A 22,277-nucleotide genomic window follows, 5' to 3' on the forward strand; every position below is an offset into this window, starting at 1 on the left:
GGGACCGCTGGCAGGCTGGACCCATGAGCTGGCTCCCGGACGACTGGCGGCACCCTGACCGGCTGGACCTGCCGACCGGTCACCACCTCCGGCCCATCCGTGCCGACGACGTCGAGATCGACTATCCCGCCGTGATGGGCTCACGCGAGCGGCTGTGGGAGACGTTCGGGCCCATCTGGGGCTGGCCCCCGGCGGACATGACGCTCGAGCAGGACCGTGACGACCTGGCGTGGCACGAGCGCGAGATCGCCGAGCACCGGTCCTTCAACTACGCCCTCTTCGCCGACGAGGCGGAGTCGGCGCTGCTGGGCTGCGTCTACGTCGACCCGCCCGAGAGGGTCGGTGCCGACGCGGACGTCTCCTGGTGGGTCGTCGACGACCTGGTCGGCACGCCCGCCGAGGCCGCGCTGGCCGAGGCGGTCCCGGCGTGGCTGGCCGCACGATGGCCCTTCGGCCGGGTGCGCTACCCCGGCCGCGAGCTGACCTGGGCCGAGTGGGAGGCCCTGCCCGAGGTCAGCCCCCCGCCGGGGTGAGCGTCTCCATACCTCCGAGGAAGGGGCGCAGCGCGGCCGGGACGTGCACGGACCCGTCGGCCTGCTGGTGGTTCTCCAGCAGGGCGATGATCGGGCGGGTGCTCGTCAGCGCGGTGCCGTTGAGCGTGGCCACGATCCGGGTCGAGCCGCCCTCGGGGTCGCGCTCGCGGATCGCGAGGCGACGGGCCTGGAAGGTGGTGCAGTTGGACGTCGAGGTCAGCTCGCGGTAGCGGCCCTGGGTGGGGATCCACGCCTCGCAGTCGTACTTGCGCGCGGCGGGCGCCCCGAGGTCGCCGGCGGCGACGTCGATGATCCGGTAGGGCAGCTCGAGGGAGTCGAGGATGCGCCGCTCGATCCGCAGCAGGTTGGCGTGCTCGCTCTCGGCGTCCTCGGGCCGGCAGTGGACGAACATCTCGGTCTTGGTGAACTGGTGGACCCGGAAGATGCCGCGGGTGTCCTTGCCGTAGGACCCGGCCTCCCGGCGGTAGCAGGTGGAGGTCGCGGCGTAGCGCAGCGGCCCGTCTGAGAGGTCGACGATCTCGTCGGCGTGCAGGCCGGCGAGCGCGACCTCGGAGGTGCCGGTGAGGTAGAGGTCGTCGGCCTCGAGCCGGTAGACCTCGTCGGCGTGCGCGTCGAGGAAGCCGGCGCCCTCCATCGTCGCCGGGCGCACGAGGGTGGGCGGCACGACGGGGACGAAGCCCTCCTCCTGGGTGATCTGCTGGGCCAGACCCATGAGCGCGTGCTCGAGCCGGGCGCCGATCCCGAGCAGGAAGTAGAACCGGGCGCCGGAGACCTTGGCCCCCCGCGCGGTGTCGATGGCACGCAGCGCCTCACCGAGCTCGAGGTGGTCCTTGGGCTCGAAGCCCTCGTCGCCGAAGTCCCGGGGGGTGCCCACCTCCTCCAGCAGGACGAAGTCGTCCTCCCCGCCGGCGGGGACGCCGTCGATGATGAGGTTGCCGATGCGCCGCATCTGGGTGGACCGTTCGGTGGCGGCCTCGTCGGCCTGCGCCTGGAGCTGCTTGACCCGGGCGGACAGCTCCTGGGCCTGGGCGACGAGCGCCTGCTTCTCCTCCCCCTTGGCCTGCGCCACCTGCTTGCCGAAGCTCTTCTGCTCGGCCCGCGCGGACTCGAACGCCGCCAGGGCGGAACGGTGCCGCTCGTCGGCGGCGAGGGCGGCGTCGACGGCACCGGGGTCCTCGCCCCGGGCCGTCTGGGAGGCACGCGCCCGGTCGGGGTCGGCGCGCAGGTCGCGGATGTCGATCATGAGCCCCAGCCTAGCCACGGTCGGAGCCCTCCCCGGGGGCCGATACCGTGGGGGTATGCAGAGCGAACCGAGCTGGGTCATGCTCGCCGTCGCCGTCCTCCTCGTCGCCGCCCTCACCGCCCTCGTGGTGTGGCTGGCCGCGACCGAGGCCCGGGCTGTCCGGCCGGCACCGGAGGGCAGGCGACGGGCCGGCACGGCCGTAGAGGAGAAGGGGGCACCGTGAGCCCGCAGCAGGGGGGAGAGCGACGTGCGGCCGTCGTGGTCAACCCGACGAAGTTCGACGACGTGCGCAAGGTCCGCGACCGGGTGACGAAGATCTGCCGGGAGGAGGGCTGGGCCGACCCGCTCTGGCTGGAGACCACCCCGGAGGACACCGGAACGGGCCAGACCCGCCAGGCGGTCGAGGAGGGCGTCGACCTGGTCTGCCCGCTGGGCGGCGACGGGACGGTGCGCACCGTGGGCGCCGAGCTGGCCGGGACCGACGTCCCGATGGGCCTGCTGCCCGCCGGCACGGGCAACCTGCTCGCCCGCAACCTCGAGCTGCCGGTCGACTCGCTGGAGAAGTGCCTGCGGATCGCGCTGACCGGGCAGGACGCGCGCATCGACACCTGCCTGCTCGAGCTGATCCGCCCCACGAGCGCCCAGATCGCGGCCCGGGTGGCCGACGACACCGACCCGGCGAAGACCCTCGACTTCTCCGACGCGGTCGACGACCGGTCCAGCGAGGAGGTCCGGGAGGAGCACGTCTTCCTCGTCATGGCGGGGCTGGGCTTCGACGCCGAGGTCATGGCCGCCGCCCCGGAGAAGCTCAAGGCACGGGTGGGTTGGCTGGCGTACCTGGTGGCCGGGCTGCAGCACCTCAAGGTCCCCAGTTCACGGTGGCCGTCAAGCTCGACGGCGGCCCGCCGCTGCGCCGCAAGGTGCGCAGCGTCATGGTCGGCAACGTCGGCAAGCTGCAGGGCGGCATGGACCTGCTGCCCGACGCGGTGGCCGACGACGGCAGCGTCGACGCCGTGCTGCTCTCGCCCGAGGGGATCGTCGGCTGGGGCGCCACCTTCGCCCAGCTGGTCACCCGGCAGAAGATCGGGCACAGCCGCGTGGACCACCTGCAGGCCCAGGACGTGCGCGTCGTCTCCGACAAGCCCGTCGAGATCGAGGTCGACGGCGACACCCTCGGCGAGGCGATCGCCATGCGCGTGCAGACCCAGCCCGGCAGCCTCGTCGTCCGGCTGCCCGCCGGCCGTCGTGCACAGGTGCGCGAGGAGATCGACGCGCTCAGCGGATCCGGCCTGGCCGACGCCTGAGGACCGGCCCGTCTGGTGGTTCCGGAGGTCAGCCGGTCTCGCCGGTCCGGGCCGCGTCGAGCGCCTGCCGTTCCTCGGGCGTGAGCACGACGTCCGAGGCTCCGTCGACGATGCCCTTGGCGTAGGTCCGGCTCTCCCCCCGGGCGTGGATCGAGCTGACGACCATCCCGTCGCCGGCGTCGTCCAGCAGCGCGGCGCTGAAGGAGAGTCGTCCGCCCATGTCGCCGAACGCGTCGTAGCGCACGACGGCCACGTGCCGCAGCGCCTGCGACAGCTCCGCCCGCAGCCGGACGGTCTCCTCCTCCACGGCCGTCAGCCGGTCGGCCTCCGGGGTCGTCGGCGCCCCGGCGGCCACCAGACGACGCACCTGCCGGTCCAGCACCCGCAGCCGGCGCCAGGCCACCGCGGCGAGCAGCAGGGCCAGCAGCGCCACGGCGGCGGCGATCCACGCCAGCGTCTCGGGGTCGGGTCGGTCCACGCACCGAGGGTATGCCGTCGCCCCCACCTCCCCCCGGCGTGCCGCGCGTCCTGGCCCCGCCGTTGCAGCACGCGGGACGCAGCAGACCAGCTGCGCAGACGATGCGCAGCAGGAGGCTGGACCGGCTGCCACGGAACCGTCTGGCCGGGCAGCCGTTCGTCACGGTCCGGCCGGCGACCGCCGTGGGACGATGCGGTCGACGAGCGAGGAGGTGGGAGCGTGGGACTTGACGGGCAGCGGTCGGCGACGGTCCTGACGCTCGTCGTCCTGCTCAGCTGGCTCGTCGCCGCCGTGCTGGCAGCCGTCGGGGTGGCCCCCCGGGCCCAGGCCCCGCCGGTCGAGCCGGCCTCCGGGGCAGGACCGGTGGTCGTCGTCGGGGTGCCCGGGCTGACCTGGGACGAGGTCGGCACCGGCTCCGACGACGGGGCCGACGACCCCTTCGCCACGCTCGTCGCCGGGCTGGCCTCCGGGGGTGGGACCGCCGCCCTCGTGCTCCGCGGGACGCACGAGACCACCTGCGCCGCGGACGCCTGGCTGACCCTCGGTGCGGGCCAGCGTGCAGCCACGGACGTGGCCGGTTGCGTCGACGCCGGTCCGGCCGACGGGGCGGGTGACGACGCCGGGGGCCCGGTCCTGGCCGAGGAGCTCGTCGATCAGCGGGGCCGGGGGGCCGTCGTCGACGCCGACACCTGGGGCCGGTGGACCGCATTGGCCGACCGACGCTCCCTGGGCACCGAGCTGGGCACGCTCGCCGAGCTCATCGGCCCGACGGGGTGCGTGGCGGCCTACGACCCGCTCTCCGCCCTCGGGGCCGCCGCCGCGGACGGGCAGGTGGAGGCATACCGACCCCTGACCGACGGAGAAGGCCGCAGCGCCGCTGGGACGTCCTCCCTCGAGCTGGTCCCGGGCTGCGGCGTCCACCTCGTCTCGACCGACCCTGCGGACCCCGGCGCTGTCGGCGACCTCGTGGACGGCCTCCCGGGCGATGCGACGGTCGTGCTGGCCGGGATGGGCCACCTGCAGGACGAGCCCGCGGCGACGGTCCTCGTCGTGGCCCCGGCGGGGTCGACCCCCGGCGGGGCCCTGACCTCGGGGTCGACGCAGCAGCGCAGCCTGGTCCAGCTCACCGACCTGACCGCGACCGTGCTTCACCTCGCCGGCGTCGAGGGGCCCTTCCCCGACGCCGTGGCGGGGCAGCCGGTCGTCGTGGTCGAGGACGACCCGGACGGGGGCGAGGGGGCCCGGAGCGACCCGGACGGGAAGGTTCGGACCACGAACGTCGAGCAGGCCCGGGACCTGGCGGCCGGGATCACCCTGGCCAAGACCGGCGCCCCCTGGGTCCTGGGGGGAGTGGCCGCCGTCCTGCTCGTGCTGCTCCTCGCGGCCGTGGTCGTGCGCCGCGTCCGGCCGGGGTCGACGTCGGGGACCTGGGGACTGTCCGTGGTGGCGACGGCGGTGCTCTCGCTCCCGGTGGCCACCTTCCTCGCCGGGCTGGTGTCATGGTGGTCGGCCGCCCGACCCGTCCTCGCGCTGAGCGTCGTGGTGCTGGCGACCGTCGGCCTGCTGACCTTCCTGGCGTGGGTCGGTCCGTGGCGGCGCCACCCGCTGGCTCCCGCCGCCGTGCTGGCGGCGGTCACCCTCACGGTGGTCGGGGTCGACGTGCTGTGGTCGGCCCGGCTGGGACTGGTCTCCGTGCTGGGGCTGCAGCCGGTGACCGCCGGGCGGTTCTACGGCCAGGGCAACGTGGGGTTCGGGATCGTGCTCGGCGCCTACCTGGTGCTCTCGGCGGCCGTCGTGGGGCCGGGGACCGACCTGCGGGCCGGCCCGCGACCTGCCCGGCCCGCGCCACCTGAACGGCCCTCGCGGTCGGGACGGACCGCCGCGGCCGTGGTGCTGACGCTCGGCGCCGCCGCCGTCGTGCTCAACGCGGCTCCGCAGGGCGGCGCGGACTTCGGTGGCGTCCCCGCGCTGGTCGTGGCGACCGGGCTGATGACGTTGGCCGCGCTGGGGGTCCGCTGGTCCGCCCGGGCCCTGCTGCTGCTCGGCCTGGCCGGCGTCCTCGTGGCGGCCGCCGTGATGCTCCTGGACTGGACGCGGGGCCCGGGACGACGCACCCACCTGGGCAACTTCGTCCAGCGGATCCTCGACGGGACCGCACTGGAGGTCGTCGGCCGCAAGCTGGAGCAGAGCCTGGGCATCCTGCTGGCCTACCCGCTGTCCTGGCTGGCCGTGCTCGCCCTGGTGCTGCTGGCGGTGGCCTGGTGCGCCGGCCCGGCTGGGCGGCACCGGTCTGGGAGCACACGGGCCTGCGTGCCGCCCTGGCCGCGGGTGTGGTCGCCGCCGCCCTGGGCTGGGTGCTCAACGACTCAGGCATCGCGGTGCTGGCGCTGGCGCTGACCGTGCTGCTCGCCGCCGCGCTCTCCGTCGCGGGCCGGCCCGTCCTCCCGGGCCCCGGGCGACTCAGCCGGCCGCACCCGTCTCGATGAGCAGCACGCCCCCGGCGACGAGCACGATGCCCAGACCCATGAGCCAGGTGAGGGGCTCGCCGAACAGCACCCGGCTCAGCACGGCGGTCAGCGCCACGCCGACGGCCGCCCAGATGCCGTAGGCCACCCCCAGGCCGATGCCCCCGGCGAGCGCCAGCGCCAGCAGGGTGAACGCCCCGACGTAGCCCAGTCCCACGGCCACGAACCATCTCCGCGGCCCGGTCGCCGCCATCCGCAGCGCCAGCGTGCCGGCCACCTCGAGGAGGATGGCACCGACGAGGAAGATCCAGGCCATCAGGGCCCTCCTCCCATGGGCCCGTCCGCCCCCGGCCGCGCCCGACGGGCGGCCTGGGCCCCCAGCTCGATGCACAGCACGCCGGCGACGACCAGCACCAGCCCGGCGGCCATGACGGGGGTGATGGTCTCGTCGAAGACGACGGCCGAGGCGACCGCGGTGAGCGCGACCCCGGCCGCACCCCAGATCCCGTAGCCACGCCCAGCCCCATCCCGGCGCGCAGCACCAGGGTGAGGGCACCGAAGGCGCCCACGTAGCCCAGGACCACGACGACGAGGAACGCCGGCCGCTCGAGGGCACCCTTGAGCGAGAGGGTGGCGGCCACCTCGAGGAGGACGGCCGCCACCAGGAAGGGCCAGGGGCCGGTGCCCCGCAGCGTCGGCACGCCTACAGCTCGTGCCAGGTGCCGTCCCGGCGGAGAGGCCGGGTGAGGGCCCGGCCCGCACCGCCCACCCGTTCGCGGAGGGTGGAGGTGCGGGCGGCCACCGTCGACCGGGCCGACCCGCGCGCGGCCCTCGCCCGCTCCTGCCCGGCCGCCCGCACCTCGTGGAGCCGGCGGACCCCGGACTCCTTCGCGCGGTCCACCTGCTCACGCGCCTGCTCGGCGGGGCCGGTCCGTTCGGCCAGCGCCCGCGTCACGTCGGCCAGCTGCCGGGCCCGGTGCACCTGGGAGGCCCAGTCCCGTCCGGTCACGCGGTGCTGCAGCTCGCAGGGCACCTCCATGACCCGACCGCCGACGCGCAGCACGTCCACCGACAGCCCGACCTCGACGCCCCAGCCGGAGGCCAGCGGCATCGCCGCGTCGAGCGCCTCGCGGGTGAGGCAGCGCTGGCCCGAGAGGGGCTGGGTCGGCGCCCACCCGGTGAGCCGCCGGATCCCCTCGCGCGCCGTGCGCACCACGATCCCGAACCCGCCCCCGGGCCGGTCCTGAGGCGGCAGGACGGCGATCGTCATGTCGGCCGTGCCGTCGAGCACGCCCTCGACGACCGGGCCGAGCCGGGCGGCCGACTCCGCCAGGTCGGCGTCGGCGAAGAGGACGGGGGCCCCGGGCAGCAGGGTCGCGGCGGCGGCCGCCCCGGTCGTCATGGCGGCGGCCTTGCCCCGGTTTCGCTCGTGCCGGACCACCTCGGCGGCGCCGGCCCACTCGGCCACGGCCGCGGTCTGGTCGGTGGAGCCGTCGTCGACGACGACCACGTGGCGGACCCCGGGCACCCGGTGGAGGGCCTCGACGGTGGCGCCGACCCGCTCCTCCTCGTCCTTGGCGGGCACGACGGCGACCACCCCGGGCCCCGTCACCACCGTCCCCGGCCCCACGGCATACCCCGTCTCAGCGGAGCGTGACCTGCCGGGAGACGAGGCCGTCGCGGGCCTTGCGCTCCGGCAGCGTCAGCGGCTCGTCGGAGGCGGCCGCCTGCTCGTAGCGGGCCTGCAGCTCAGCCAGCGCGTCGGCGTGCGAGGACGGCTCGGCCTGCGGGTCCACCTCGATGACCGGCACGAGCAGGCCGTTGGCACGGAACGCACCGAGCAGCTTGGTGTCCTCCCCCAGCGTGTGCCCGCCGGCCGCCTGCAGCCGCGCCACGGCCCGGGTGGCGGTGTCCTCGTCCTCGCCGAGGATCCACCGGATGTAGGCGCGGCCGGTCATCAGGCACCAGTACGCCGACGGCGCCCCCTCGACCCGCTCCATCGGCACGGCGTTCTCGTTCATCTGCTCCAGCGCGGCCCGCTGCTCCTCGGTGGCGTCCTCACCGAGCCAGAAGCCGAAGTCCTCCTGCACCTCCACCTCCAGGCGCTGACCCTCGGCCACGAGGTCCTGCATCCGGGGGGGTGTCGGCCGTGGCCGGCCGCACGGAGGTGACCGAGGTGCCCGGCTCGGCGACCAGGGCCGTCAGCAGGGACTGCGCCACGTCGCGGGAGGCGTCGCCGCTGGAGGTCCGGGACTGCATCGCCACGAGAACGTCGCCGTTGTCGCGGTGCACGGCGGGCATCGCCCCCGGCAGCACGGTCACCAGGGTGACCTCACGCTCGCCGGCCGGCACGGGGGTGCCGTCGACCTCGAGGCCCTCCGGCACGACGACATTGATCCGCGCGGTGGCCGCGGGCAGGATCTCCCGCATCGCGACCCAGTCCGCCTCGTCGGCCAGCCCCTCGAAGGGGCGCGCGACGAACGGTGCCCGCTTCGCCTTCGGTGCGCCGTCGGTCTGCCGCTTCCTGCGTGATGCCTTGCCCATGCGGGGGAGTCTACGTGCGTGGCTACAGTGGGCCGGCATGAGCCACGGCGACGACGACCTGTCCTGGGAGCCCGCACCCGGCCACGGGCCGGAGGTGCTGTATGCGGTGGACGGGCCGCTCGGGCGGGTGCGTCTCAACCGGCCCCGCGCGATCAACGCCCTGGACCGGCCCTCGATCGACTCCCTCCACCAGCAGCTCGCCGCGTGGGCCGCCGACGACCGGGTCGCCGCGGTCGTGCTCGACGGGGCCGGGGAGCGCGGGTTGTGCGCCGGGGGCGACGTGCGTGCCCTGCGCGAGTCGGTGCTCGCAGGGCAGCAAGGCGAGGCGGTCGACTACTGGCGGGCGGAGTATGCGGTGAACGCCCTGGTCGCCTCCTACCCCAAGCCGTACGTCGCCTGGATGGACGGCATCGTCATGGGCGGCGGCGTGGGCGTCTCGGCGCACGGGTCGCTGCGCCTGGTGACCGAGCGGACCCGGCTGGCGATGCCGGAGGTGATCATCGGCTTCTTCCCGGACGTGGGCGGACTGCACCCGCTGGCCCAGGCCCCCGGCGAGACCGGCACGCACGTGGCCCTGACCGGCGAGCCCGTCGGCGGTGCCGACGCCGTGCTCCTGGGCCTGGCCGACGCCGTCGTGCCCGCCGACGCCCAGGACCGCGTGCTGGAGCTCCTGCGCGACCGGCCCGACGCCGCGGCTGCCGAGGTGGCGGAGGCGGTCGGACGCCTCAAGGACGATCCGCCCTGGCTGGCCGCCCACCGTTCCTGGATCGACCGGTGCTACGCCGGCCACGACGCCGCGGCGATCGTGCGGCGCCTGCGCGAGGACCCGGACCCGGCCGCCCAGGAGGCGGGCCGCACGGTCGCCACCCGCTCGCCGTTCTCGGTCGCGGTCACCCTGGAGGCGCTGCGCCGCGCGGCCACGATGACGCTGGAGGAGGTGCTCGCCCAGGACCTGCGTCTCGGGGCGACCTTCGCCACCCATCCGGACTTCGCCGAGGGCGTGCGCGCCCAGCTGGTCGACAAGGACCGCACGCCCCGCTGGACCCACGGCTCGGTCGCCGAGGTGCCGCGCCAGGAGGTGCTGGCCGCCTTCGACGGCTGAGCGTCGGACGGGCCGTCCGAGGGCCGAGCTCAGTCGCCCCGGCGCAGCCGCAGCGCCTCGCGGGCCTCCTCGATCTCCTCCCAGGGGATCGTCCCCGTGTCCCGCTCGAGCGTCTCCTCCGGCCCCTTGCCGGCGAGCAGCACGGTGTCCTGCGGGGCCGCCTCGCGCACGGCGTACCGGATCGCCTCGCGCCGGTCCCCGATGGAGACGTAGTTGTCGCGGCCGGCCTCGCGGGCACCGCGTTCCATCTCGGCCAGGATGTCCTCCAGGGGCGTGTCCCGGTGGTCCTCCTCGGTGAGGACGACGCGGTCCGCGCGCAGGGTGGCGACCTCCCCCAGGGGCGCCCGCTTGGACGGGTCCCGGGGGCCGCCGGCGGAGCCGATGACGACCCACAGCTGTCCCTCGGTGGTCACGCGGACGGTCTCGAGGGCCTTGTCCAGGCTGGGCGGGGTGTGCGCGAAGTCGACGATCACCCGGGGGTCGCCGTCCTGCCGCTCGACCATCTCCATCCGCCCCGCCACCCCGCCGAAGCCCGACAGGGCCTCGACCGCAGCCCGTTGCGGGACTCCCGTCGCTGCCACCCCGGCCATGGCGGCGAGGGCGTTGGCGACGTTGAAGCGGCCGATCATCGGCAGCCGCGCCGGCATCTGCCCCTCGGGCCCGTGGACGGTGAAGGTGATCTCCGCGGGCCCCTCCTCGACGTCGGTGGCGCGCCAGTCGGCCTCGTTGCCCTCCGCGGAGTATGTCGTGCACGTGCGCCCGCCCTCCGTCGCCAGGGGGACCAGCCGCTCGAACCAGGGCCCGTCGTCGACGTTGAGGACGCTGTGGGCGGCCCGTCGGACCAGCTTGGCCTTGTCGGCGAAGTACTGCTCCATCGAGCCGTGGAAGTCCAGGTGCTCGCCGGTGAGGTTGGTCCACACGGCCACGTCGTAGGAGACGCCCCGCACCCGTTCCAGCGCCAGGGCGTGGCTGGAGGACTCCACGACGGCGGCGGTCGCCCCGTGCCGGACCATCTCGCGCAGGATGTGCTGGACCTGGGGCGCCTCGGGGGTGGTGAAGTGGGAGGGCGGCTGGCGCAGGACCCCGTCGGGCAGCTCGTAGCCGATCGTCGACAGGAGTCCGGTCCGGGAGCCGGTCGCGCGCAGCAGGTGCAGGGCCAGGCAGGAGGTGGTCGTCTTGCCGTCGGTGCCGGTGACGCCCACGACGGTGAGGTGGTCGCTCGGGCGGCCCATGACCTCGGTGGCCGCGTCCGCCAGGGCGGCCCGGGCGTCGGCGACCGCCAGGTAGGGCAGGTTACAGCGCAGCCCCTCGGGCAGTCCCTCGCCCGCGACGGCGACCGCGCCCCGTTCGATGGCCTCGTCCATGAAGCCGTGCCCGTCGAAACGGGCGCCCCTGATCGCCACGAAGAGGTCGCCGGGGCGGATCCAGGCCGCCTGGTGGCTGACCCCGGTCACCTCGATGCCTCGGGGATGGTCGGGAGTGTCGGCCAGCTGGGCGTCGAGGGCCACGACGAGGTCGGCGAGCTTCATGGCGACACCCTAGCCAGCGGGGTCCACAGGCCCGTCGTTCCGGGGCGACGCGACGGTCGAGGATGGGTAGGGTCGCGGTCAGGTGCAGGGGTCCACCGACGTCCGTACGCCTCCGGCGTGCCGTGCGCATCCGGGGCGTGCCACAACCAGACACGCGCCGACAGGCGCACGACGCAAGGGGAAGACACATGAGCACCACATTCCGCCGCGGGGCTGGCGCCCTGGTCGCCGGTCTCGTCGTGACCGCGGGCGGCGCGGCCGCCCATGCCGACACGCACACCCCGAACCAGCCGGGCTACTGGGAGCAGGTCCTCATGGACCCGGACGGCGACTACGCCGACGAGGGGTTCACGAACGTCGACTGCGAGAAGGTCGCCGACAACTACTCCGACGAGACGTGGACGGCCGACCAGGACTACATCGCGGTCATCCTGAACGCCGGCTCCGAGCAGTCCACCGACGACCCGGACGACGTCCACCTGTACGTCGCCACGGGCACGGAGCTGTCCCACGAGTCGGGCAAGGAGATCTCGCACGTCATCGCCTGCACCGGCGACGTGCCCGAGGAGCCCACGGACGAGCCCGAGGAGCCGACCGACGAGCCCGAGGAGCCCACCGACGAGCCGGAGGAGCCCACCGACGAGCCCGAGCAGCCGGGCACCCCCGGTGACGGCGACGACGCCGGGGAGCCGATCGGGCCCATCGTGCAGACGGACGTCCCCGCGAAGGGTGTCAACCCGGCTCTGCCGCTGGCGGCCGTCGCCGCGGCCGGACTGGGTCTGGCCGGCCTCGGCCTGCGTCGCCGCGGTCAGGAGCACTGAGCGGGGGCATGCCGACCGCTCGTCGGCGGGGGGACCGCGCAGCTGGCGCGGTCCCCCCGCTGGTCCTCGTCGTCGGAGGCCTGCTCGTCGCGCTTGTGGCGGGCGCCCTCCTGCTCGCCACGCTCCTGGGAGGAGGACGGCCACCGACCACGTCGTCACCCACGCCGCCCGTGACGACGGCCGCTCCCCCGTCCACCACGACCGAGGACAGGACGTCGTCGTCCGCCACGCCGTCGGACGACCCTGCCAGGCTGGCCGCCGCCGCTCCCGCCGACGGCCCCGCACCGACGGCGGGGCTCCAGGGGTGGAGCGCCTCGGCCAGGGCCGACGCCACGGACTCCGGCACCAGGCCGCCCGCCTCGGGGTCCTCTCCCTCCGCCGGTTCGTCCACGGGAACGGGCGAAGGCGCCGAGGCTGCGGTCCCCGCCGGTGCGCCGGCCTGGATCCGCATCTCCAGCGCGGCGGTGGACGGGGCGATCGTCCCCCAGGGCCTGGCCGCCGACGGGACCATCAACCCCGGGCGGAACGAGGTCATCTGGTTCACCGGCAGCAACCGGGTCAGCCCCGGCCAGGTGGGCACGTCCGTGGTCGCCGGACACGTGACCTGGGAGGGCGCTCCGGACGCGTTCGCCCAGCTGCCCTCCGTCGGCGCCGGCGACACGGTGGAGGTCGGCTACAGCGACGGCTCCTCCCGCTCGTTCACGGTGACCTCCACCGCGGCCGTGGACAAGGACGCGCTGGCCCGCTCGCTGACGGTCTGGGGACCGCACCCCGACCGCCCGCGGCTGGCCATCATCACCTGCGACCCGGTGCTGGGCTACCAGGCGGACGGCCACACCGAGGCCAACTTCGTCGTCATCGCCGAGGGGTGACCCCCGGGCCGGTCCGGTGCGCCCGCCGGGCCGTGGGCGGCAACGTTGCACTCCCATACCCCCTGGGGTATATTTCTCGGCAGATCGATCCGATCGTCCCCGTCGAAAGGACCCCCCATGTGCAGTGCCGTGAAGTGCCGCCAGTGCGGCAAGACGACCTGGGCCGGCTGCGGCCGCCACGTCGACCAGGTGATGAAGGGCGTGCCGAGCTCCCAGCGCTGCGCCGGCCACGAGCAGGAGGTCGGCGCCGGCGCCGGCTTCTTCGGCAAGCTGTTCGGTCGCTGACCCGTCCCTGACCAGAACCCCGCGGTGGACCCCTTGTCTCCACCGCGGGGTTCTGCCGTTCCCCGCGCGGACAGGCCGGGCCCGCGTCAGCGGCGTACGAGCCAGACCGGCTGGTAGGTCGACAGGTAGACCGACCCGTCGTCGGTGAGGTTGGGCGGGAAGCCGTTGAGCGCGTCCACCGCCCCGTCCAGGTTGATGCCCTGCTCCCGCACCCACCAGGCCGGCACGGTCCGCGGCTGCTCGGTGACGTTGTAGAGCTGCAGCATCGGTCCCACCGGGTGCCGGCGCAGGACGACGAAGACGCCCGGGTCGGGCGCGGCCACCGTCTCGGCCGGCCACGAGGCGTGCAGGTGCGGCAGCGAGGCCCGCACCCGGGCCAGGTGCTGCATCCCCGCCCATACGCGGCCGACGGCCGACCCGGGGTCGCTCCGGGCCTCCTCCACGCAGTCCCAGTCCAGGCGGGGCCGGTGGGCCCAGCGGTTGTCCCCGTCGTGCTCGGGCACCTCGGCCCAGTGCTCGTCGTTGAGCTGGGCGACCTCGTCCCCGGACCAGATCACCGGGACACCGCCCCACCCGTAGACGACGGCATACCCGAGCAGGAGGCGGGCGACCGCCACGTCCACGGCCTGGGCGGCCTCCTCGAAGCCCTCCTCGTCGACCGCGGCGTCGAGCCGCCGCAGCGCGCCGCCCAGGCCGACGAGGCTGGCGGCGCTGCCGGAGATGCGCCGGTCGCCGTCGCCGGGTTGTGCTGGAAGACCAGCCCCTCGGCGGTCGACCCCTCGAACTCGCCGGAGTAGTAGTCGGACAAAAACTTCCGGTGCGCCCAGCCGTCGACCATGACCGAGCGGGCGTCGTCGTCGTCGATGGCCCACCCGATGTCGTCGTGGCAGCGCAGGTAGGTGATCCACGCCGAGGTGGACGGCACCTGGGGGAAGCGGCTGAGGGCCCGTTCGGCCAGGCGCGAGTCGCGGCTGGCCAGCATCGACCAGATCTGCACCATGAGGCTGTTGTGGTAGGCGAGGTCGGACACCTTGCCGTGGTGCCGGCCCTGCCCGAGGTAGTGGACCAGCTCGTTGGGGCCCACGATCGCCTCGGCGAGGAAGACGAGCGAGGGCGCGGCGATGCGGCTGACCGCGCGCAGCGCCTGGGTGAGCTGGTGCACCTCCGGCTCGTTCTGGCAGGCCGTCCCCATCCGCTTCCAGATGAAGGCGATGGCGTCCAGGCGCAGCACCTCGACCCCCTGGTTGGCCAGGAAGAGGATGACGTCGGCGATCTCGCAGAAGACGTCCGGGTTCTCCCAGGCCAGGTCCCACTGGTAGCTGTTGAAGGTCGTCCAGACCCAGCCGTCGAGCTCCTCGTCGAGGGTGAAGCTGCCCGGGGCGAAGTCGGGGAAGACCTCCGGCAGCGTCGCCTCGTAGGCGTCGGGGACGGTCCGGTCGGGGAAGACGTGGAAGTAGCGGCGGTAGCGCTCGTCGCCGGCCCGGGCGGCCTGCGCCCATTCGTGCTCACGGGCGACGTGGTTGAGCACCAGGTCCAGGCACAGGCTGATGCCCTGGCCGCGCAGCGAACGGGTCAGCGCCCGCAGGTCAGCCATCGTGCCCAGGTCCTCCCGCACGCGCCGGTAGTCGGCGACCGCGTAGCCGCCGTCGTTGGGCGCCGGTCGCGGCTGCAGCAGCGGCATCAGGTGCAGGTAGGTCACGCCCAGCTGCCGCAGGTGGTCGGCGTGCCGGGCGACCCCGGCCAGCGTCCCCTCGGGGGCGAACCGCTCGGCGTAAACGGCGTAGCCGACCACGCCGGGCCGCTGGAACCAGTCGGGCTCCAGGGAGCGCCGCTCGTCCAGCAGGTGCAGGTCGTCCTCCCGCTCCAGGTATGCCGCCGCCGCCAGTTCGAGGACCCGCGCGGCCACGGCCGGCGGGTCGGGGTAGGGCGAGAGCCCGTCGACGAGGTCGGCCCACCAGCGGGACACCCGCAGGGCGAAGGTGGTGCGGCGGTGCTCGGGCAGGGGGGCCAGCGTGCGTTCGAGACGCTCGCGCGCTGACGCCGGCAGGTCGGTCGGCCACGGCAGGTCACGGCTCACCCCGCCATGACACCACACGGCCGCCCACAGCGGGTGCTGCGGGCGGCGTGGGGCCGGTGCGGGCGGGACCTAGCCCTTGACCGCCCCGGAGGTCATGCCGCGGACCAGGAAGTTCTGGAGCGCGAAGAACACGATCATCGGCAGCACCATGGAGATGAACGCGCCCGCGGTCAGCAGCTCGGCGCCCTGACCCTGGGTGCCCAGCAGCTGCTGGAGCTTGACGATCACCGTGGTGTTGTCGTTGGACAGGAACAGCCTGGCGATGAGCAGGTCGTTCCACACCCACAGGAACTGCAGGGTGGCGAAGGCCGCCATCGCCGGCATGGCCATCGGGGCGATCAGCTTCCAGAAGATCTGGAAGTTGGAGCACCCGTCGATGCGCGCCGACTCGACCACGCTGTAGGGCAGCGAGGCCATGTAGTTGCGCAGGACGTAGATGGCCAGCGGCATCCCGAAGCCGGTGTGCAGCAGCCAGACCGCGAGGTACTGGCCCGAGATGCCCAGGCCGCGCGGGCCGAGCAGGTCCAGCAGCGGCTGGAAGGCCACCTGGATCGGCACCACCATCACCGCGACGATGATGATGAACAGCACGTCCTTGCCCTTGAAGTCCATGAACGTGAAGGCGTAGGCCGCGAACGCCGCGAACATGATCGGGATGATTGTGGCCGGGACGGCCACCGCGATCCCGTTGAGGAAGGCGTTGCCCAGGTCGGCCTGCTCGAACACCCGAGCGTAGTTCTCGGTGGTCCAGCCGCCCTCCCACAGCGCCGCCCACCACCCGGAGGTGGCTGCGGCGTCGCGGGTGCGGAAGCTGGTGATGAGCAGACCCAGCGTCGGCAGGGTCCACAGCACCGCCAGCAGGAACATCGTCACCATCGAGACGACGCTGCGCTGGCGTCCGTCCTTGAGTCGTCCGGCGCTCATCGGGTGGCCTCCTGCTCACGGAACTGCTTGACCTGGTAGATCAGGATCGGGATGACGGCGATCAGGAGGATGACCACGATCGCCGTGGCCCGTCCGGCCTGGCCGCGGGCGAACAGCTCGTTGAAGAACATGTTCGCGATGACGTCGGTGTTGTTGCGACCGTTGGTCAGCACGTAGACGATGTCGAAGACCTTCATCACCAGGATCAGGACGGTGATGAACACCGTGATGATGGTGGCGCGGATCTGCGGGATGACGACCTTCCAGAAGATCTGCCACTCGCTGGCCCCGTCGATCCGGGCGGCCTCGATGGTGTCCTCGGGGACACCCTTGATGGCCGACGACAGCAGCACCATGGCGAACCCGGTCTGCAGCCAGATGAGGATGACCATGAGCAGCAGGCTGTTGAGCCGCCCGGTCTCGATCGCCAGCCAGTTCTGCGGCTGGCCGCCGAACTGCTGGACGATCGCGTTGAGCACACCGGTCTGCGGACGGCCCGGCGCCTGGTAGGCGTAGACGGTCGTCAGCCAGATCGCCGAGGCCGCCACGAAGCTGATCGCCATCGGCAGGAAGATGAAGCTCTTGGCCCACTTCTCGCTGCTGGCCGACAGCTTGTCGGCCAGGACTGCCACGACGACCCCGAGGGCCACCGTGATCGCCGGGACGATCGCGATCCACAGCACGTTGTTGAGGATCGCCGACCAGAACGCGCTGCTGCTGAACAGCTCGGTGTAGTTGGCCCACGGCGGCTCGCGGTACTCGGTGCTGTCCCTGTTGGCGAACGAGTAGTGGATCGTCTGGATCGTCGGGTAGAGCAGCATCAGGCCGATGAGGCTGAAGCCCGGCAGCAGGAACGCGTAGGGGATGAGCCCGTGCTCCAGCCGGCGGGGCAGCGCCTCGATGGCCACGTTGATGAACCAGAACAGGATGGCGGCACCGCCGACGCCGGCGACGAGGCCGAGGGCACCCATGAGCAGCTTGCTGTCGAAGAACCAGCCCGGGTAGTAGGCGAACGCCAGGAACAGGTTGAACATCAACCACAACGTCAGCGCGATGCCCACGACGCCGATGAGCAGCCTGACCGGCTGCAGACCGTAGTCGTCCGGCACCGACGCCTGCGGCGAGACGTCGTCGACCCGGGGGTCGTCCTGGGGGACGTCCTGACCCACGGGTGGCGTGGAGTGGGAGGAGGTCATGGTCTCACTCGTCCTCGGACCCGCCGGCGACCTGCTTCTGGTCCTCCGGCCAGGCCTCCCACATCTCCGCGGTGACCACCTCGGCCGTCTTGGTGCCGTCCTGGAACTCGACCATGGCCTTCCAGAAGGCGTCGGAGCCGACCTCCTTGGGCATGACGTCGGAGCCGTCGTAGCGGAAGACGTCCGCGGTGTAGGCCATCTCGGCGATCTGCCGGGTGGTCTCGTCCGGGTAGAGGCTGGTGTCGAAGGAGGTGTGCGGCGAGAGCCAGCCACCGCCCTGGGCCCACGGTCCGCCGAACTGGTCGGAGGTGAGGAACTCCATGAGGGCCACGGTGTCGTCGTCGTAGCTGAACGCCGCGGCGAGGTCGCCACCGCCCAGGATGGGCTGGCCGTCGTAGCCGTCCTCGGCCGGCGGGAAGACGAAGATGCCGACCTCCTCGTCGAGGTTCTCCTGCACGTCCTCGGGGAAGAAGCCGGTGGCGAAGTTGCCCTGGCGCATGAGGTAGCAGTCGGGGTCGTCCTGGAACGCCGGGGCCATGGCGTCGGCGAACGGGGTCGAGACGATGCCGGTCGTGCCGCCCAGGACGTTGCCCTCCTCGTTGGACAGCTCGCCGTAGGCCTCGAAGGCCTCGACCACACGCGGGTCGTCGAAGGCCATCCGGCCGTAGATCCAGTCGTCGTAGACGTCCGGGCCGTGCAGTCGGAGCATGTACTCCTCGATCCAGTCGGTGCCGACCCAGCCGGTCGCCTGGGCCGACTCCCAGCCGATGCACCACGGCGCGGCGTCGGTGTCGGCCTTGATCTGCTCGGCGATCTCGTCGAGCTCCTCGAGGCTGGCCGGCTCGGTGCTCCAGCCGCCCTCCTCGTAGGCCTTCTTGGGGTACCAGACGATGGACTTCACCGCCATCCGCATGGGGGCGGCGTAGACCCGTCCCTGGTGGCGCGCGGAGTCGAGGAAGCCCGGGACGAGCGTCGCGTCGAGAGCGTCGTAGTCGAGCATCTGGTCGATCGGGACGACGTTGCCGTCGGCCGCCATCTGCATGACGCCGCCGGGCTGGGGGAACAGGCCGATGTCCGGCGCGTCGCCGGAGTTGACCCGCAGCAGCACCGTCGTGGTGAAGTCCTGGTCGGAGGTGTACTGGACGTCGATGCCCGACTCCTCCTCGAACTCGCTCAGCGACTCGAGGAACAGCTCCTCCTCGCCGCCGCCGAACGCACCCAGCACGGTGACCACACCGTCGCCGGGGTCCGGGGAGGCCTGTCCGCCGAAACCGCCGCCACCACCGGCGTCGCCCTCAGGGTTCTGCAGGCACCCGGTCAGGGTCAGGGCACCCGTCACGGCCAGCGCCGTGACCGTGCCGCGTCGTGCGCGTGAACTCGCCACCTTTGGCTCCTTCCTCACGGTGCCGACCGTCGCGACCGCAGGACCGGAGCGCGCATCGGCCGACACGAGATGTCTCGACCCTACTCAGTGGGCAGGTTCACGTCGCGGGAACCAGGTCACGCTTTGGTCACGGTCCCGTCGTCCGTCTCCTCCCTCCGGTCGCTGGCCCTCCCCCGCCCCCCGCCTGGCGTTCCGTCTCACGCCGGCTCCACGCCCCGCACGGCCTCGAACCGCACGCGCAGCCGCACGCCCGGCGCCTGGACCGTGTAGCAGGTGCGCCCGCGGGAGAGGACCCGCGCGGGCGACGCCGTGGTAGCGGCCTGGGGCGGTGATCCGCACCAGCTCACCGGGCCGGAGCGTGCCGGGCGGCCGACCGTCGGAACCGGCGGCGGCCGACGGGTCCCGCAGCTGCCGCCAGCCCTGGGCGACCTGGGGGCCGAGCTGCTCCGGCGGGACCGGCCGGCCGTCCAGGCTCCAGCGCAGCGCCCGGTCCCGGTCCGGGACGCCCCGGCAACGGGCGCACAGCAGCAGCCGCTCCGGGCGGCGGTGCCGGTGCACGACGTGGCCGGCCGCGCACCGGCCCTGCCACCTCCCGGGCACGACGGGCTGGTCCACCGAGTAGCACCGCTCCCCCGTCGCCCCGATCGACCGGGCGGTGCGTCGCCACACCGCGTCGTGCCCGTGCCGGGGACCGACGAGGGCATGGGCCACCTCGTGCAGCACCGTCTCGCGCACCTCCGCCGCGTCCTGGGCGGCCGTGATCGCCCGGCTCAGCGTGATCCTCCGGTCGCGGAAGTGGCACGCACCCGCCCGCACGCGTGCCCTGTCGAAGGCGAACGTCCACCCGTCCAGCCCGTGCTCGTCCATCGTCTCGCGCGCCATCCGCGCCGCCCTCCCCAGGTCCATGGCCGCGATGCTAGCCAGGACCACCGACGGACCCCCACCCGTGCGGAGTCGTGCGCGGAACCCCGCCCGGCCGGGCCCCGGCGAGTATGGTCGGGGTCGTGAATCGGGAAAAGGTCGTCTTCGGCTTCTTCGTGCTGCTGGCCGCGACGCTGAACTTCGGGTACGTGGTCGGTGACATCGACAACCCGAGGCTGCACAACGTCTACGAGCTCTACGCCGCCGTCGCCGTCAACATCATCGCCACCATCCTCAAGTTCGGCGACCGGACCCAGATCGGCGCGGTCCAGCTGGCGACCAGCCTGGTGGCCAGCATCCAGCTGATCATCGCCGCCCTCGTGTGGATCTGGGGCTCGCACGTCGACGCCGGCGGGCTGACCGGCGAGCACATGGCCAGCGTCGTCTCGATCGCCGCCGGGGCGCTGCTGGCCAACTTCGTCTCGGTCATCCTGCTGATCATGGAGACCGTCTCCTACCGGCGCCGCTGACGCGCCCGCCGCCCCGGCTGCACCGCATACCCCATGGCCAACCTCCTCCAGCTCCTCCGAGGCGGCACCCTCGCCCGCGCCCGGCCCGACAGCCTGCGCCGGGTCCGGGTGGACGTGCCCGCCGAGCCGCCGGGCACCGACGCGGTCTTCCTCATCCTGCGCCGCGTGCGGACCCCCCTCGTCGTCCTCGTCTCGGTCTTCGCGGTGATGACCTTCGGGCTGTCCTTCATGCCGGGGACCGAGGAGAACCCCGACCGGCTCTCGGTCTTCGACTCCTTCTACGTCATCAGCTACACCGGCCTGACGATCGGCTACGGCGAGGTCCCGCACGCGTTCAGCTACCCGCAACGCATCTGGGTCACGCTGACGATCTACGCCAGCGTCGTGGCCTGGTCCTACTCCATCGGCGCCCTGCTGTCCCTGGCCCAGGAGCAGACCTTCCGCCGGGCGCTGGCCCTCAACCGGTTCACCCGCAAGGTGCGGGCCATCCAGGAACCCTTCGTCCTCGTCGTGGGCTACGGGCAGGCCGGCGAGGCCGTGTGCCGGGCCCTGGAGGACCAGGGCCGCAACTTCGTCGTCCTCGACAGCGACCCCGAACGCATCGAGCACCTCGCCCTCGACAACTACACCACCGACGTGCCGGCGATGGCCGCCAGCGGGCGCGACCCACGCATCCTGGGCATGGCCGGGCTGGGCCACCCGAACTGCGAGGCGGTGCTGGCCCTCACCGACAACGACGAGACCAACCTCTCGGTCGTCATGACCGTCAACCTGCTCCGGCCCGAGCTCATGGTCATCGCCCGGTGCAGCGACCGCGAGCACGCCCAGCAGATGCACGACTTCGCCGCCGACGTGGTCATCAACCCCTTCGACCGCTACGGCGCCTACCTGGTGATGGCGCTGCGCCGACCCTCCGGCTTCCGCCTGGCCTCCTGGCTGATGAGCCCGCGCGGCTCGGAGCTGCCGCACAAGCTGGAGCACCTCACCGACGGCCACTGGGTGGTCTCGGCCGACGGGACCTTCGGCTTCGAGGTCACCCGCGACCTGGAGAGCGCCGGCCTGGACGTCGTCCTCGTCGACCCCGCCGACGGGCGGCCCGACGTCAGCGACGCGGTCGGCTTCATCGCCGGCGCCGAGTCGGACATCGTCAACATGGCGATGGCCGCGCACGCCCGGATCGAGAACGACAACCTCTTCATCGCCGTCCGGCAGAACTCGGCTGTCAACCACGCCCCGCTGCGGGCCTTCGACGCCGACTCGGTCTTCGTGCCCACCGAGCTGCTCGCCCGGGAGGCGGTCGCGCGGATCACCTCGCCCAACTACTGGAGCTTCATCGACCACGTCCTGCACGAGGACGACGACTGGGACGCCAGGTGATGGACGAGATCGTGGCCGTCGTCGGCGACGCCACCCCGGTCAGCACCCGGGTCGAGATCGACCAGCGGTCGGCCCCGGCCGCCGTCCGCTGGATGCGCACCCAGGAGCTGACCCTCGGCGACCTGCTCCGCGACCCCGACGACCGCACGGTCCGGCTGGCGGTCTATCCCGCAGTGCTGGTCCGCGAGGGCCGGCGGATGTTCACCCCCGACCTCGACAAGCCGCTGGCCGAGGGCGACACGCTCCTGCTGCTGGGCAAGGAGCAGGACCTGGCGCTGGTGCGCTCCACCGTCTTCCACGACGCGGCGGTCGAGTACGTCGCCACCGGACGCGAGGTGCCCACGGCCTGGGTGTTCCGGGTCTGGCAGAAGCGGGTCGCCCGCCGGGCGCAGAAGCGTCCACCGGGCGGTCGGGGGTCGGTCGCCGCCTGAAGCCTGTCGGACCCTGGCGTCCGACCCGTCGGAGGAGGACACTGGAGGTGAGGGCACCGTCGCCCTCGGAGGTGCACCATGACCGGCTCCGCCCGCTCCCGCCGTCGACCCCGCCGGCACGTCCGTGCGTTCCTCCCCCTGCTGCTGGCCGGCGCGCTGGTCGGGCCGCTCGCCGCCTGGCGGGGCGACGACCGCCGGCGACGCGACGCCCACGACGCCCCCACCGGCACCCCCACCGCGGCGCCCGCTCCCAGCACGGACGACCCCACCACCACCCCCTCCCCCTCGGAGTCCCGGTCC

26 protein-coding genes and 1 pseudogene are annotated in these 22,277 nt (G+C 73.4%); 13 read left to right on the forward strand and 14 right to left on the reverse strand.

Translation table 11 applies throughout. The features are described 5' to 3' along the window. The first annotated feature begins 23 nt into the window (after nt 1-23). The gene (locus BJF81_RS09870) at nt 24-533 is read left to right on the forward strand and encodes a GNAT family N-acetyltransferase (RefSeq protein ID WP_075958172.1); all 510 of its coding nucleotides are present in this window, start codon (nt 24-26) and stop codon (nt 531-533) included. Here BJF81_RS09870 and serS read toward each other — a convergent pair. Continuing rightward, nucleotides 514-1,797 (reverse strand): serine--tRNA ligase, encoded by a 1,284-nt coding sequence (gene serS / locus BJF81_RS09875; RefSeq protein ID WP_075958173.1) that lies wholly within the window; start codon nt 1,795-1,797, stop codon nt 514-516. The two genes, BJF81_RS09870 and serS, sit on opposite strands and share 20 nt — an antisense overlap. A gap of 55 nt (nt 1,798-1,852) precedes the next feature. On the opposite strand from serS, the gene BJF81_RS18025 reads away from it, so the two are divergent. The 3 genes and pseudogenes from BJF81_RS18025 to BJF81_RS19595 all read left to right on the forward strand — a co-directional run bounded on the left by BJF81_RS18025 (nt 1,853) and on the right by BJF81_RS19595 (nt 3,101). Continuing rightward, on the forward strand, nt 1,853-2,020 hold the full coding sequence (locus BJF81_RS18025; RefSeq protein ID WP_158068656.1) for a hypothetical protein: 168 nt from the start codon (nt 1,853-1,855) through the stop codon (nt 2,018-2,020). Nucleotides 2,021-2,103: 83 nt separating this feature from the next. Further along, a pseudogene (locus BJF81_RS19590) lies at nt 2,104-2,349 on the forward strand (diacylglycerol/lipid kinase family protein); the annotation flags it as partial. 326 nt (nt 2,350-2,675) lie between these two features. Further along, nucleotides 2,676-3,101, forward strand: a complete 426-nt coding sequence (locus tag BJF81_RS19595) for a diacylglycerol/lipid kinase family protein (RefSeq protein WP_237770164.1) — start codon at nt 2,676-2,678, stop codon at nt 3,099-3,101. A gap of 28 nt (nt 3,102-3,129) precedes the next feature. On the opposite strand, the gene BJF81_RS09885 is transcribed toward BJF81_RS19595, so the two are convergent. Next, entirely contained in the window at nt 3,130-3,579 is a 450-nt protein-coding gene (locus BJF81_RS09885; protein ID WP_075958213.1) for a DUF4446 family protein, read from the reverse strand. Nucleotides 3,580-3,738: 159 nt separating this feature from the next. Continuing rightward, complete coding sequence (locus tag BJF81_RS19600) at nt 3,739-4,731, reverse strand: hypothetical protein (RefSeq protein WP_237770165.1); 993 nt, start codon at nt 4,729-4,731, stop codon at nt 3,739-3,741. A 1,109-nt stretch (nt 4,732-5,840) separates the two neighbouring features. Between BJF81_RS19600 and BJF81_RS19605 the strand changes: the two genes are divergently transcribed. Then, entirely contained in the window at nt 5,841-6,065 is a 225-nt protein-coding gene (locus BJF81_RS19605) for a hypothetical protein (RefSeq protein ID WP_237770166.1), read from the forward strand. Here the strand turns inward: BJF81_RS19605 and BJF81_RS09890 are convergent. The 4 genes from BJF81_RS09890 to BJF81_RS20990 form a co-directional block, all read right to left on the reverse strand. Then, nucleotides 6,040-6,360, reverse strand: coding sequence for a DMT family transporter (locus BJF81_RS09890; protein ID WP_075958174.1), 321 nt, complete (start codon nt 6,358-6,360; stop codon nt 6,040-6,042). The two genes, BJF81_RS19605 and BJF81_RS09890, sit on opposite strands and share 26 nt — an antisense overlap. 387 nt (nt 6,361-6,747) lie before the next feature. Then, nucleotides 6,748-7,656: a glycosyltransferase gene (locus BJF81_RS09900; RefSeq protein ID WP_274703402.1), complete on the reverse strand. Its 909-nt coding sequence runs from the start codon at nt 7,654-7,656 to the stop codon at nt 6,748-6,750. Nucleotides 7,657-7,687: 31 nt separating this feature from the next. Next, complete coding sequence (locus BJF81_RS20985; protein ID WP_158068657.1) at nt 7,688-8,164, reverse strand: DUF5926 family protein; 477 nt, start codon at nt 8,162-8,164, stop codon at nt 7,688-7,690. Next, on the reverse strand, nt 8,103-8,588 hold the full coding sequence (locus BJF81_RS20990; protein ID WP_143780774.1) for a DUF5926 family protein: 486 nt from the start codon (nt 8,586-8,588) through the stop codon (nt 8,103-8,105). Before BJF81_RS20990 ends, BJF81_RS20985 begins: the two co-directional genes overlap by 62 nt. 37 nt (nt 8,589-8,625) lie before the next feature. On the opposite strand from BJF81_RS20990, the gene BJF81_RS09910 reads away from it, so the two are divergent. Beyond that, nucleotides 8,626-9,690 (forward strand): enoyl-CoA hydratase/isomerase family protein, encoded by a 1,065-nt coding sequence (locus BJF81_RS09910; RefSeq protein WP_075958176.1) that lies wholly within the window; start codon nt 8,626-8,628, stop codon nt 9,688-9,690. 29 nt (nt 9,691-9,719) lie between these two features. Here the strand turns inward: BJF81_RS09910 and BJF81_RS09915 are convergent, their stop codons facing one another. Further along, nucleotides 9,720-11,219 (reverse strand): UDP-N-acetylmuramoyl-L-alanyl-D-glutamate--2,6-diaminopimelate ligase, encoded by a 1,500-nt coding sequence (locus BJF81_RS09915; protein WP_075958177.1) that lies wholly within the window; start codon nt 11,217-11,219, stop codon nt 9,720-9,722. A gap of 188 nt (nt 11,220-11,407) precedes the next feature. Between BJF81_RS09915 and BJF81_RS17525 the strand changes: the two genes are divergently transcribed. The 3 genes from BJF81_RS17525 (at nt 11,408) to BJF81_RS18365 (ending at nt 13,197) form a co-directional block, all read left to right on the forward strand. Then, nucleotides 11,408-12,040, forward strand: coding sequence for a hypothetical protein (locus BJF81_RS17525; protein ID WP_143780775.1), 633 nt, complete (start codon nt 11,408-11,410; stop codon nt 12,038-12,040). Nucleotides 12,041-12,048: 8 nt separating this feature from the next. Next, complete coding sequence (locus BJF81_RS09925) at nt 12,049-12,912, forward strand: class F sortase (RefSeq protein ID WP_083664127.1); 864 nt, start codon at nt 12,049-12,051, stop codon at nt 12,910-12,912. 117 nt (nt 12,913-13,029) lie between these two features. Next, complete coding sequence (locus tag BJF81_RS18365) at nt 13,030-13,197, forward strand: hypothetical protein (protein ID WP_187345508.1); 168 nt, start codon at nt 13,030-13,032, stop codon at nt 13,195-13,197. Between the two features lie 86 nt (nt 13,198-13,283). On the opposite strand, the gene BJF81_RS19610 is transcribed toward BJF81_RS18365, so the two are convergent. The 6 genes from BJF81_RS19610 to BJF81_RS20340 form a co-directional block, all read right to left on the reverse strand. After that, nucleotides 13,284-13,814, reverse strand: coding sequence for a hypothetical protein (locus BJF81_RS19610; protein WP_237770167.1), 531 nt, complete (start codon nt 13,812-13,814; stop codon nt 13,284-13,286). Continuing rightward, complete coding sequence (locus BJF81_RS09930; protein ID WP_237770168.1) at nt 13,751-15,274, reverse strand: alpha-amylase family glycosyl hydrolase; 1,524 nt, start codon at nt 15,272-15,274, stop codon at nt 13,751-13,753. The genes BJF81_RS19610 and BJF81_RS09930 overlap by 64 nt, the downstream gene beginning before the upstream one ends. A 69-nt stretch (nt 15,275-15,343) precedes the next feature. Further along, a complete protein-coding gene (locus BJF81_RS09935; RefSeq protein ID WP_075958179.1) occupies nt 15,344-16,198 on the reverse strand; it encodes a carbohydrate ABC transporter permease in 855 nt (284 codons plus the stop codon). After that, nucleotides 16,195-17,394 (reverse strand): carbohydrate ABC transporter permease, encoded by a 1,200-nt coding sequence (locus tag BJF81_RS09940; protein ID WP_083664128.1) that lies wholly within the window; start codon nt 17,392-17,394, stop codon nt 16,195-16,197. The genes BJF81_RS09935 and BJF81_RS09940 overlap by 4 nt, the downstream gene beginning before the upstream one ends. 4 nt (nt 17,395-17,398) lie before the next feature. Next, complete coding sequence (locus BJF81_RS09945) at nt 17,399-18,778, reverse strand: ABC transporter substrate-binding protein (RefSeq protein ID WP_075958180.1); 1,380 nt, start codon at nt 18,776-18,778, stop codon at nt 17,399-17,401. 84 nt (nt 18,779-18,862) lie between these two features. Then, complete coding sequence (locus BJF81_RS20340; protein ID WP_083664138.1) at nt 18,863-19,684, reverse strand: SprT family zinc-dependent metalloprotease; 822 nt, start codon at nt 19,682-19,684, stop codon at nt 18,863-18,865. A gap of 98 nt (nt 19,685-19,782) precedes the next feature. Between BJF81_RS20340 and BJF81_RS09955 the strand changes: the two genes are divergently transcribed. The 4 genes from BJF81_RS09955 to BJF81_RS09965 all read left to right on the forward strand — a co-directional run. Continuing rightward, complete coding sequence (locus BJF81_RS09955; protein WP_075958215.1) at nt 19,783-20,169, forward strand: DUF6394 family protein; 387 nt, start codon at nt 19,783-19,785, stop codon at nt 20,167-20,169. Between the two features lie 33 nt (nt 20,170-20,202). Next, nucleotides 20,203-21,546, forward strand: a complete 1,344-nt coding sequence (locus BJF81_RS09960; RefSeq protein WP_237770169.1) for a potassium channel protein — start codon at nt 20,203-20,205, stop codon at nt 21,544-21,546. Continuing rightward, the gene (locus BJF81_RS19620) at nt 21,546-21,977 is read left to right on the forward strand and encodes a hypothetical protein (RefSeq protein WP_237770170.1); all 432 of its coding nucleotides are present in this window, start codon (nt 21,546-21,548) and stop codon (nt 21,975-21,977) included. The genes BJF81_RS09960 and BJF81_RS19620 overlap by 1 nt, the downstream gene beginning before the upstream one ends. A 78-nt stretch (nt 21,978-22,055) precedes the next feature. Beyond that, a partial coding sequence (locus BJF81_RS09965) for a hypothetical protein (RefSeq protein ID WP_202817465.1) occupies nt 22,056-22,277 on the forward strand: 222 nt, incomplete at its 3' end.

The sequence above is a fragment of the Ornithinimicrobium sp. CNJ-824 genome (assembly GCF_001942405.1).
GTDB classification, from domain to species: domain Bacteria; phylum Actinomycetota; class Actinomycetes; order Actinomycetales; family Dermatophilaceae; genus Ornithinicoccus; species Ornithinicoccus kibberensis.

Bases quoted from the DNA above. Each gene is read 5' to 3' on its own strand.
- BJF81_RS20340 (WP_083664138.1), bottom strand. From the start codon at position 19,684: ATGGACCTGGGGAGGGCGGCGCGGATGGCGCGCGAGACGATGGACGAG.
- BJF81_RS09915 (WP_075958177.1), bottom strand. From the start codon at position 11,219: ATGAAGCTCGCCGACCTCGTCGTGGCCCTCGACGCCCAGCTGGCCGAC.
- BJF81_RS18025 (WP_158068656.1), top strand. From the start codon at position 1,853: ATGCAGAGCGAACCGAGCTGGGTCATGCTCGCCGTCGCCGTCCTCCTC.
- BJF81_RS18365 (WP_187345508.1), top strand. From the start codon at position 13,030: ATGTGCAGTGCCGTGAAGTGCCGCCAGTGCGGCAAGACGACCTGGGCC.
- BJF81_RS09890 (WP_075958174.1), bottom strand. From the start codon at position 6,360: ATGGCCTGGATCTTCCTCGTCGGTGCCATCCTCCTCGAGGTGGCCGGC.
- BJF81_RS09925 (WP_083664127.1), top strand. From the start codon at position 12,049: ATGCCGACCGCTCGTCGGCGGGGGGACCGCGCAGCTGGCGCGGTCCCC.
- BJF81_RS09870 (WP_075958172.1), top strand. From the start codon at position 24: ATGAGCTGGCTCCCGGACGACTGGCGGCACCCTGACCGGCTGGACCTG.
- serS (WP_075958173.1), bottom strand. From the start codon at position 1,797: ATGATCGACATCCGCGACCTGCGCGCCGACCCCGACCGGGCGCGTGCC.
- BJF81_RS17525 (WP_143780775.1), top strand. From the start codon at position 11,408: ATGAGCACCACATTCCGCCGCGGGGCTGGCGCCCTGGTCGCCGGTCTC.
- BJF81_RS09940 (WP_083664128.1), bottom strand. From the start codon at position 17,394: ATGACCTCCTCCCACTCCACGCCACCCGTGGGTCAGGACGTCCCCCAG.
- BJF81_RS19620 (WP_237770170.1), top strand. From the start codon at position 21,546: ATGGACGAGATCGTGGCCGTCGTCGGCGACGCCACCCCGGTCAGCACC.
- BJF81_RS09910 (WP_075958176.1), top strand. From the start codon at position 8,626: ATGAGCCACGGCGACGACGACCTGTCCTGGGAGCCCGCACCCGGCCAC.
- BJF81_RS09960 (WP_237770169.1), top strand. From the start codon at position 20,203: ATGGCCAACCTCCTCCAGCTCCTCCGAGGCGGCACCCTCGCCCGCGCC.
- BJF81_RS20990 (WP_143780774.1), bottom strand. From the start codon at position 8,588: ATGGGCAAGGCATCACGCAGGAAGCGGCAGACCGACGGCGCACCGAAG.
- BJF81_RS09935 (WP_075958179.1), bottom strand. From the start codon at position 16,198: ATGAGCGCCGGACGACTCAAGGACGGACGCCAGCGCAGCGTCGTCTCG.